The sequence below is a fragment of the Planctomycetota bacterium genome, from assembly GCA_026387035.1.
Taxonomy (GTDB): Bacteria; Planctomycetota; Phycisphaerae; order FEN-1346; family FEN-1346; genus JAPLMM01.
The window spans coordinates 1-8,264 of the sequence record JAPLMM010000074.1 but is presented as its reverse complement, the minus strand read 5'-3'; the positions used below and the strand labels follow the sequence as shown (position 1 = coordinate 8,264).

The 8,264-nt window shown below is 64.8% G+C and carries 8 protein-coding genes; 1 reads left to right on the top strand and 7 read right to left on the bottom strand.

Translation table 11 applies throughout. From position 1 onward, the window contains the following. Positions 1–41: 41 nt before the first annotated feature. From NTX40_02460 to NTX40_02445, 4 genes are all read right to left on the bottom strand, one after another. On the bottom strand, positions 42–740 hold the full coding sequence (locus tag NTX40_02460) for a DUF1080 domain-containing protein (protein MCX5647950.1): 699 nt from the start codon (positions 738–740) through the stop codon (positions 42–44). A gap of 321 nt (positions 741–1,061) precedes the next feature. Beyond that, positions 1,062–1,577: a cytochrome c3 family protein gene (locus NTX40_02455; protein ID MCX5647949.1), complete on the bottom strand. Its 516-nt coding sequence runs from the start codon at positions 1,575–1,577 to the stop codon at positions 1,062–1,064. After that, a complete protein-coding gene (locus NTX40_02450) occupies positions 1,574–2,590 on the bottom strand; it encodes an aldo/keto reductase (GenBank protein MCX5647948.1) in 1,017 nt (338 codons plus the stop codon). The genes NTX40_02455 and NTX40_02450 overlap by 4 nt, the downstream gene beginning before the upstream one ends. A gap of 90 nt (positions 2,591–2,680) precedes the next feature. After that, on the bottom strand, positions 2,681–3,442 hold the full coding sequence (locus NTX40_02445; protein MCX5647947.1) for a LamG domain-containing protein: 762 nt from the start codon (positions 3,440–3,442) through the stop codon (positions 2,681–2,683). Positions 3,443–3,927: 485 nt separating this feature from the next. On the opposite strand from NTX40_02445, the gene NTX40_02440 reads away from it, so the two are divergent. Beyond that, entirely contained in the window at positions 3,928–5,160 is a 1,233-nt protein-coding gene (locus NTX40_02440; GenBank protein MCX5647946.1) for a hypothetical protein, read from the top strand. 72 nt (positions 5,161–5,232) lie between these two features. On the opposite strand, the gene NTX40_02435 is transcribed toward NTX40_02440, so the two are convergent. The 3 genes from NTX40_02435 to NTX40_02425 form a co-directional block, all read right to left on the bottom strand. Next, complete coding sequence (locus NTX40_02435) at positions 5,233–6,285, bottom strand: ThuA domain-containing protein (protein MCX5647945.1); 1,053 nt, start codon at positions 6,283–6,285, stop codon at positions 5,233–5,235. Continuing rightward, the gene (locus NTX40_02430) at positions 6,255–6,857 is read right to left on the bottom strand and encodes a cytochrome c3 family protein (GenBank protein MCX5647944.1); all 603 of its coding nucleotides are present in this window, start codon (positions 6,855–6,857) and stop codon (positions 6,255–6,257) included. Before NTX40_02430 ends, NTX40_02435 begins: the two co-directional genes overlap by 31 nt. Before the next feature lie 149 nt (positions 6,858–7,006). Continuing rightward, complete coding sequence (locus tag NTX40_02425) at positions 7,007–8,122, bottom strand: aldo/keto reductase (protein ID MCX5647943.1); 1,116 nt, start codon at positions 8,120–8,122, stop codon at positions 7,007–7,009. Between the last annotated feature and the right edge of the window lie 142 nt (positions 8,123–8,264).

The window sequence follows — 8,264 nt, the reverse complement described above, 5'->3', positions numbered from 1 at the left end:
GCGCCGAACCCGGGCCGACGCCGTCGAACGCGCGACAACCGTCACTTGGCCGGCTGGGGCGGCTTTTCCGCGTCGGTCATGGGCGGCGGGGGTTCGTCGGCCTTCAGCGGGCGGACCTCGATCTTCCGGAGCACGATCTCCATCCCCTTGAACTCGTTTCCGCCGTGCACCTGGATGCCGATCTTGCCCTTCGCGTGGGTCTTGTCGCGGCATTCGCCGACGCGTTTCCCGTTCAGCCACAGGATGATGTGATCGCCGACGGCCCAGATGCGGACCTCGTTCCATCCGTCGCGGTTTTCGATCGACTCGTTCAGGTTCGTCGTGATGAACATCTTGCCGGGGCAGTAGAGGGTGCCGCTGTAGCCGACCGGATTCTTCCACTTCAGGATGTCGAACTGGTAGCCGTTGCCTTTGTCGAAGCGGAACCAGATGCCGCTGTTGGCCGGCCACTTCATGCGGTAGGCGGCGCGGAGTTCGAAGTTGTCCCATTCTTTTTCATGCGTCAGGTCGCCGCCCTTGCCGTCGGTCTGCGTGCCGACCAGGCATCCGTCGCGCACGAGCCACTCGCCGCCGCCCGTCGCCGTCCAGCCGGTGGTGTCCTTGCCGTTAAAGAGGCTCACGAACCCCTCGGTCTGACCCGGCGGCGCTTTTTCCTCGGCCGGCGCCCCGTACGACCCCATGAGAACAAGCACGACAGCCAGGCCCACCAGAGCCCGGACGCCTCCGCTCAGTCGCACCATGGCAATCTCCTTTTCGCTTTCCCGTTTCAGGTGTGAACCCCTCATGGCGGCCCAAGGTTCCGCACATCTTATCCTAAGCCGCACGGGCCTATCCGGCAAGCGTTATCGTTCATCAAACGGAGGGTTTTTTTCGAGGGGTTTGCGGTTTGCAGGGGCGTAAGAACACCGGCGCGCATGACCCTTGCTACTCTGCGACCCTGCTCTGCCTCGTGCTTCCGGTCTTCGGACGGCCCGTGGCCCCAACGGGGTCCAACGATAACAGGGACCCCAACGGGGTCCAACGACAACAGGGACCCCAAAGGGGTCCAACGATAACAGGGACTACTTCCATCGGCACTTGCGCTCGGCCAGGCGATGGGTGCCGTGGCAATCGGTACAGTATTTCTCCTCGGCGGCGCCGGCAAAGAACGGCTTGTGCTGCACCGCATCGATCTTGTCCTTGGGGTGACAGCTCAGGCAGAACGGATTGATTTTCGGCCGGGGGTACATGATGTCGGGCGCCGTGCCGTTTCCGCCGGAGGCCCAGGATTCGTCGGCGATGTGGGCGTCCGAGGGGCCGTGGCAGTCGGCGCAGCCGATGTTCGCCTTGGTGTGGACGACGGCAAGGGATTCCTCGACGTAATTCAAGTGGCAGACGAAGCATCGGCTGTTGTCGGCCACGGGTCCGGTCGGCGGGCTCGACTCCTCTCCGCCGGCATCCAGCAGGAGCAAGGGTTCGTCGCTGCCGCCGCCGGCGGACCGAGAGCCGCCGGGTCGGCGGTCGGTCCCCTGCCGTTCACAGGCCGCCATCGCGACGGCCGCCGCTCCCAAGGCCAGCATCAAGACAAGATATCTCACACGTACTCCCAGTCCCGGAGCCACTGGTAGTTCGGGGGGAGATTGGCAAACATCTGTCTGGAGGCGCCCTGGAGTTCGGCCTGCTCTTTCAGGTCGAGTTCGCGGCGTTCCATCACGGCCTTGGCCACGTTATCGACCTGGGCGACGCTGTTCATGCCGGGGATCGGGATGACCGTCTTGGTTTGAAGGATGTAGCGGATGGCGAGGCGTGCGCGGCGGTCGCGTTCTTCGGCGGCGCCCTCGAACAGCGAGCCGGCCCCGAACGGTTTGATGCCGAAGGCGCCCACGTCGCACTTCTTGAGCGCCGCGAAGAGGCTGTCCGTCGGGGCGGTCTTCGTCATGGTGGTGAACGGGAAACACACGGCATCGATCTGCGGGAACTTCTCGATCATGAACTGGATCCATCGGCGGTCGTGGGTGGAGAATCCGACGAAGCGGGCCTTGCCCTGCTTCTTGGCCGTCTCGAGGGCCTTCACCATCTGCTCGCCCTCGGCCTCGGTATGCCGGCCGCCCGGTTCGAAGCAGGTGATGCGCCACAGGTCGGTGTATTCCTGATTCGAATCCTTCAACAGTCCATCGAGCACTCCCAGCAGTTTCTCGGCGGTGCGGAAGTTCTCGTTGCGCATCTCGTTGCCGCAATGCGACAGGGCCAGGTACATCTTGTCGCGTCGGCCCTTGAGGGCCTTGGAGTCGCGGCGCACCTCGCCGGCGGTGCAGGCGTCGATGTAATTGATGCCCACGTCGATGGAGCGGCTGACGATTTCGAGGCGCTGCTGCTCGTTGCTGCCCGAGTGCCCGCCCAGGCAGACGGCCGAGACCATCAGGTTGGTCTTGCCCTGCCGGCGGTACTCCATGTTCGGATTGTAGTTGAGAATCTTGGACGTATCGACCGCCGCGGCGCCGGCGGCCCGGACGCTTGGCCCGCCCGCGGCGCCCAGACACGCCGCCACGCCCACGGCCATTTTCACACTGTCGCCCATAAAATCCCGTCGCGTCACTCGTTTCTTATCCATCGCTCACGCCCTTTCGTAATCGTCCGGCTCCTCTGGAGTCTCCGGACTGGTCCTGACCGCCTTCGTTCCCAAAACGCCTATCCGTCCCCGTTACTTGGACTTGCTCGGGGCAAACAGGGCCTTGACCTCGTCGTCCGACAGGGCACGGTCGTAAATGCGCACGTCGTCGACGAGACCGACGAAGCCACCGCCTATCCGGACGTTCAGATCGCTGCCCGTTTCGATCGGCCAGAGGTCCAGCAGGCCGATGTCGTGGATGGGAGCCGGTTCACCGTCCAGGTAGAGCCTGACGTGGTCGTGGAGATTCGGCGCCTTGGCCTCCGCCATCACTACAGCCACGTGGTGCCACGCATCGTCGCTGGTAGATGGGTTCATATAGAAATACCCGCCCTTGGGCGTTACGCCTATGCGCCCGCGGACGAAGCCGAACGTCCACATCCTGCCGAACTCCGCGAGCCCCCAGGCCGCGATCTCGCCCTTGGGGGCCTTCGTCTTCACCCAGGCGGCCACGGTCCGGGGCGCCGTGCCGGTGACGCCTTTGTAGCCGGTGACCTCCACGGACCCCTTGCCATCGAGGCTCAGCGCCTTGCCGATCCGGCCCGGGACCGAATCCTTGTCGAACGACAGGCCGCCCTGGAGCGTGCCGGCACGGCCGTGCGTCGACGAATCTGCGGCGGTCGTTCCGGAGGCGTCGTCGAATTTCCACCACGCGGCGAGATGGGGATCCGCGTCAAGCCCTCCCGGCGGCGCCTTGTCGGGCCCAGCGCCATCCGCTCCCGTCAGCCCCACGGCGGCGCCGACGAGACCCACCAGCAGAACGGCGGACGACAAGCAAAGCAGGTTCCTGCACATTGGTTTTCTCCTGACCTCGCCGTGACAAGCATCCTGGGCCGCTTCTTGCGCATTCGCGTTCAGTCCGGCCGATGGCACCCGGGGTTCCGTACATCTCATCCTAGGCCGCACGGGCCTATCCGTCAAGCGTTATCGTGGGTGCATCCGCCTCCGGGTGCGCCAGGATTTTCTGGCACCTGCCGAAGGCGCAACAGATGACTCGTGTGGCACGGCCGGTCTTGTCCCTGTTTGCCTTTGGACCCCGGTGGGGCCCGGCCGTGCGCATGCGGCTAGGGGGAAGCACTGGCGGGCAAGCCGCCAGTGCCACCCAACTATTCCCTTGTGCATCCCCTGCGAGTCCTCTGCGGACCGTGCCAGAAAATCCTGGCACACCCCTCCCGCCTCCGCGAAAAGGGCCGGGAATTGCTTGCCTCCGCTGCCGCCGTTCTGGTAAAAGGATGGTGCATCGGTCCGAATAGGGTGGTCCAGGTTAAGGGAGAAGAGCCATGGCACAGCGCAACGTCGAGAAATTGGCGGATCGGGCCCTGGATGCGGGCGAGGGCGTCTTGCGTCTGGCGCCGACGTGGGTTCCGCGGGCGTTTCTGACGCCCGGGCGCAGGCTGAAACTCGCCCCCCAGGACATCTATGCGCTGGGGATGGACCGCGGCGGCATCGACGAGCGGTGGTTTGCCTCGACGACGCCGGCGGCCAATCCCGGGGCGCCGCCCGACGAAGGACTCAGTTACGTCGTCATCGAGAAGGATCGATTCCTGATGCGCGACGGTGTCGAGGCGCGGGGACCGCAGTGGATCGGCCGGGCGATGTGGGACAAGTACCGCCGCTGGCCGGTTTACAGCAAATTCTTCGACAACATGGGCCCCATTCCGCACCACATGCACCTGAGCGGGGAGCAGGCCGCCCGCGTGGGCTTGCAGGGCAAGCCCGAATCCTACTACTTCCCGCCGCAACTGAATGCCATCGGCAATAACTTCCCCCACACGTATTTCGGTCTGGAGCCGGGCGTCACGAAGGCCGACGTCCGCCGGTGCCTGGAGCGGTGGAACGAGGGCGACAACGGCATCCTGGACCTGTCGCGGGCGTACCGCCTGGAACCCGGAACGGGGTGGTACATCCCGACGTGCGTGCTCCACGCCCCGGGGTCGCTCGTGACGTACGAGCCGCAATGGGGAAGCGACGTCTTCGCGATGTACCAGTCGCTCGTCGAAGGCCGACCCGTGCCGTGGGACCTGCTGGTCGTGAACGTCCCGCCGGAAAAACACCGCGACCTGGACTACCTCGTGGACATGCTGGACTTCGAGGAGAACTGCGACCCGCACTTCGGCCAGAACCACCACCTGGTTCCGGTTCCGGTGGCGGGCGCCTCCGGCAAGGGATGCATGGACCGGTGGGTCTGCTACGTCCGCAAGGGAGCGCCGGACCTCTTCAGCGCGAAGGAACTCTCGATCGAGCCGGGCGCGAAGGCGACGATCAAGGACAACGGCGCCTACGGGCTGATCGTGATGCAGGGCCAAGGCCGCATCGGCAAGGTGACGCTGGACTGCCCTGGGATGATCCGGTACGGCCAGATGACCGAGGACGAAGTGTTCGTGACGCACGACGCCGCCCGGGCAGGCATCGTCTTCGAGAACACCAGTCCCTGTGAGCCGCTTGTGACCTTGCGGTACTTCGGCCCGGACACGAATCCTGACGCGCCGAGGGTCGGGTCGGCAAAACGCTAAGCCTGCATCGGCGTTTCGCGGAGTTCAGGGCTTCGGGCGGTCCCGCGGCCGCGCAGAAAAGTCCCAGCCGGGTTACCGGATCTTGAAATCCCCGGGCTTCAGGCCCTTCTTGTGGCCGCCCATGCCGATGTTGCCGGGTTCGTACTCGCCAACGAGGTCGGCTTTGCTCCTGGCGGCGATCCGGCCTTCCATGCCCATGCACCAGTAACAGGCGTTCACCAGGAGCCGGCGGAATCCCTCGCTCTTCAGGTCCCCCCCGTGGCCCATCGTGGTGGTGAAGACCTTCGAGGCCTTTCCCTGCGTGCCGGTGTACGTCTTGATCCACGCCACGGGCACGAGTTTCTTATTCGGGTTCGGCTTGTCGTTCGGGTTCATGCCTTCGAGCACCTGGCCCATAATCAGCGGTTGGCTGTCTCCGGAGAGCGTGGTGATCGCGTAGACATCAGAAGGTCCCCAGATATCTTCACAGCCTTTGACGATTGGGTGGCCTTCCATGCCCTCCGCGACGAGGCCGCGCGTGCTTTCTCTCTGGTGGCTCCCGTAGTGGTTCACCCAGGTTTCGCCCAGCACCTGGCGGCCGTAACCCCCCGCCGTTTCGCCGCCGGCGCGGAAACTCCACTTCGCATAGGGGGTGTCCTTCGGCTTCGCGATGTTGAACGCGTGCGTGGAGGTTCGCAGCCCCAGGATCGGCCTGCCGGAGTTGGTGTAGTCGTCGATATATTTCATCTGTTCGTCCGGCAAGTCGCGAAAGCGGAGGAACAGGACCATCAGGTCCGCGGTCGCCAGGGCTTCCAGGCCGGGGATGTTGTCGAGCGTCATGGGGTCGATCTCGCCGGATTGTTTGTTGATCGCCCAAAGCACCGTGCACCGGAACCCATGGCGGACGGCCAGGATCTTCGCCAACTGCGGGATCAGTTCCTCCGACCGGTACTCGTCATCCCCCGCCACCAGGACGATGTGCTTCCCCTTCCCCGGACCCTCATAACCGTCGTAGACCACGTAAGGATCGGCCACAGCCTTCGAGGCCGCCTTTTCAGCCGCCGTCGTGGCGGATCGGGCCGAGGCCAACCAGCCGACCGCCGTCACGGCGGCCATCAGAATGGCAACGAGGGCGAACGTTCGCATATTGCGGCTCCTTTCTGCGGCTTCACCCCTCTCCCGGTTCCTCCGGCGATCGGGACGGGGGCGCCGTTCAACTCAATCAGGTCGCCCGTCGCCTTGTCCCACCGCCGGGTCCGATGCGCCAGCCGGTGCCTCCCGTGGCAATCCGTGCATATTTTTCCCGCCTGCATCCCTTCCTGGTGGATCTCCTTCTGGGCCAACTCGTTCCCCGGATGGCACTCCATGCACGCCTTGTCAATCGTTTCGCGCGGGTACATGATGTCGGGCGGCGTGACGTTGTCCTCGTCGCCGCTGTGGTCCTGCGAATCGCCGTGACACTTCATGCATCCGACGCCGGCCCAGGCATGACGCACCGCCAGTTTCTCCGGCTTGTAGTTCACGTGGCACACGAGACAATAGAAGTTGTCGGCCGGGGGCGTCTGGACGGCCGCGGGGGGCATACTAGGGTAGTTCAGGCGGCACACGGGACAATAGAAGTTGTCGACCGGCTGCGTCCGGACGGCCGCGGGGGGCACACAAGTGGCGACGGCGACCACCGCCAGTCCCAGCGGCAACAGCCAGAATGCATGTCTCATCACCCTTCCTTTTCCCGGATGGTTGCGGCGAACCGGCCACCGGCGCCGCTGGCCCGGGGCCCATTCCAACGCGACGTCCCGACGGGACGCCGCGCGGATTCCCTTCCAAATCGCCGCTCAACCCCAAGGCCCGTTCACGCCGCCGCCCGTTACACGTACTCCCAGTCCCGGAGCCACTGGTAATTTTCGGGAAGTCTCGCCCACATTTCCCGCCCGGCCGCCTTCAACTCGGCCTTCTCCGGGGCCGAGAGTTCCTGCCGGTGCTCCTTGACGGCCAGGGCCATGTTATCCACCTGATGGGCATTGATCAGGCCGGGGATCGGCGCCGTGATTGCCGGGTTCTCCAGGATGTACCGGATCGCCAGCCGCGCCCGCCGGTCGTCCGCCTCCGCCTCCGGACTGGCCAGCGAACTGTCGCCCTTGAACAGCGAGGTGCCCCCGAACGGCTTGATGCCGAACATGCCCACCTTCCCCTTCTTCACCGCGTCAAATAGGCTGTCCTGGGGCAGGACCTTGCTGTCGGCCGTGTACGGCGTGACGACCGCGTCCACCACCGTGGGGAAGGTCTCGATCATCCACTTGATGTGCTTGCGATCGTGCGACGAAAAGCCCGTGAACCGCACCTTGCCCTGCTTCTTCGCCGTCTCCAGAGCCTTCATCATCTCCTGGACCTCGGCCTCGGTGTGTTGGCCGCTTCCCTCGTGCATCGTGATCCGCCACAGGTCCACGTACTCGAGGCCCGCTTCCTTCATGCCCCACTCGAGGGTTTTCAGGAGCGCCTTCTCGGTCCGGCACTCGCCATTTCGCAGTTCCCTCTCGTACCAGGAGCACCCCAGGTACATCTTGTCGCGGCGGCCCTGGATGGCCTTGGCATACGCCTTGACCTCGTCGCAAGTGCAGGCGTCGATCCCGTTGATGCCGACCTCCATGCAGCGGGTGACGAGGTCGTAGCGGTTCTTCTGAAAATCGGCGTTCTCCAGGTTGGCGCCGAATATGGCGTTGCCGCCGCTGCCGGGCGGGAGCGCCTTGTCGATCCGCTTCCAGTGGCCGCCCATGCACACCGCCGAGATCCAGAGACCGGTTTTCCCCAGCCGACGGTATTCCATCTCGGGGTTGTAATTGCGCGTCTTGGTGACGTCGCTTTCGCCGGCCGCCTGGGCCGCCTTCGGGCCGAGGGCCCCAATCCCCATGGCCAGCCCCCCCGCCGCTGCCGCCGAGGCGCTCGTCTGAAGAAAATCCCGCCGCGTCATTCGTCCGTCTTCCATCGTCCACCTCTCTTTCTCGTTCGCTCACGGACCCTTGGGATTAGCCTTGCTCCGTCCCCCCTCAGAAAGATGCCTCGCCCCCTGAATGGGGCTCTGCTCTTTCAACACCATCCCGGCGCCACAGTCTCGCCCAATTATCCTT

What these genes read in the sequence shown, in the direction of transcription:
- NTX40_02460 (MCX5647950.1), bottom strand. Translation starts at nt 740, where the DNA reads ATGGTGCGACTGAGCGGAGGCGTCCGGGCTCTGGTGGGCCTGGCTGTC.
- NTX40_02450 (MCX5647948.1), bottom strand. Translation starts at nt 2,590, where the DNA reads ATGGATAAGAAACGAGTGACGCGACGGGATTTTATGGGCGACAGTGTG.
- NTX40_02445 (MCX5647947.1), bottom strand. Translation starts at nt 3,442, where the DNA reads ATGTGCAGGAACCTGCTTTGCTTGTCGTCCGCCGTTCTGCTGGTGGGT.
- NTX40_02440 (MCX5647946.1), top strand. Translation starts at nt 3,928, where the DNA reads ATGGCACAGCGCAACGTCGAGAAATTGGCGGATCGGGCCCTGGATGCG.
- NTX40_02435 (MCX5647945.1), bottom strand. Translation starts at nt 6,285, where the DNA reads ATGCGAACGTTCGCCCTCGTTGCCATTCTGATGGCCGCCGTGACGGCG.
- NTX40_02430 (MCX5647944.1), bottom strand. Translation starts at nt 6,857, where the DNA reads ATGAGACATGCATTCTGGCTGTTGCCGCTGGGACTGGCGGTGGTCGCC.
- NTX40_02425 (MCX5647943.1), bottom strand. Translation starts at nt 8,122, where the DNA reads ATGGAAGACGGACGAATGACGCGGCGGGATTTTCTTCAGACGAGCGCC.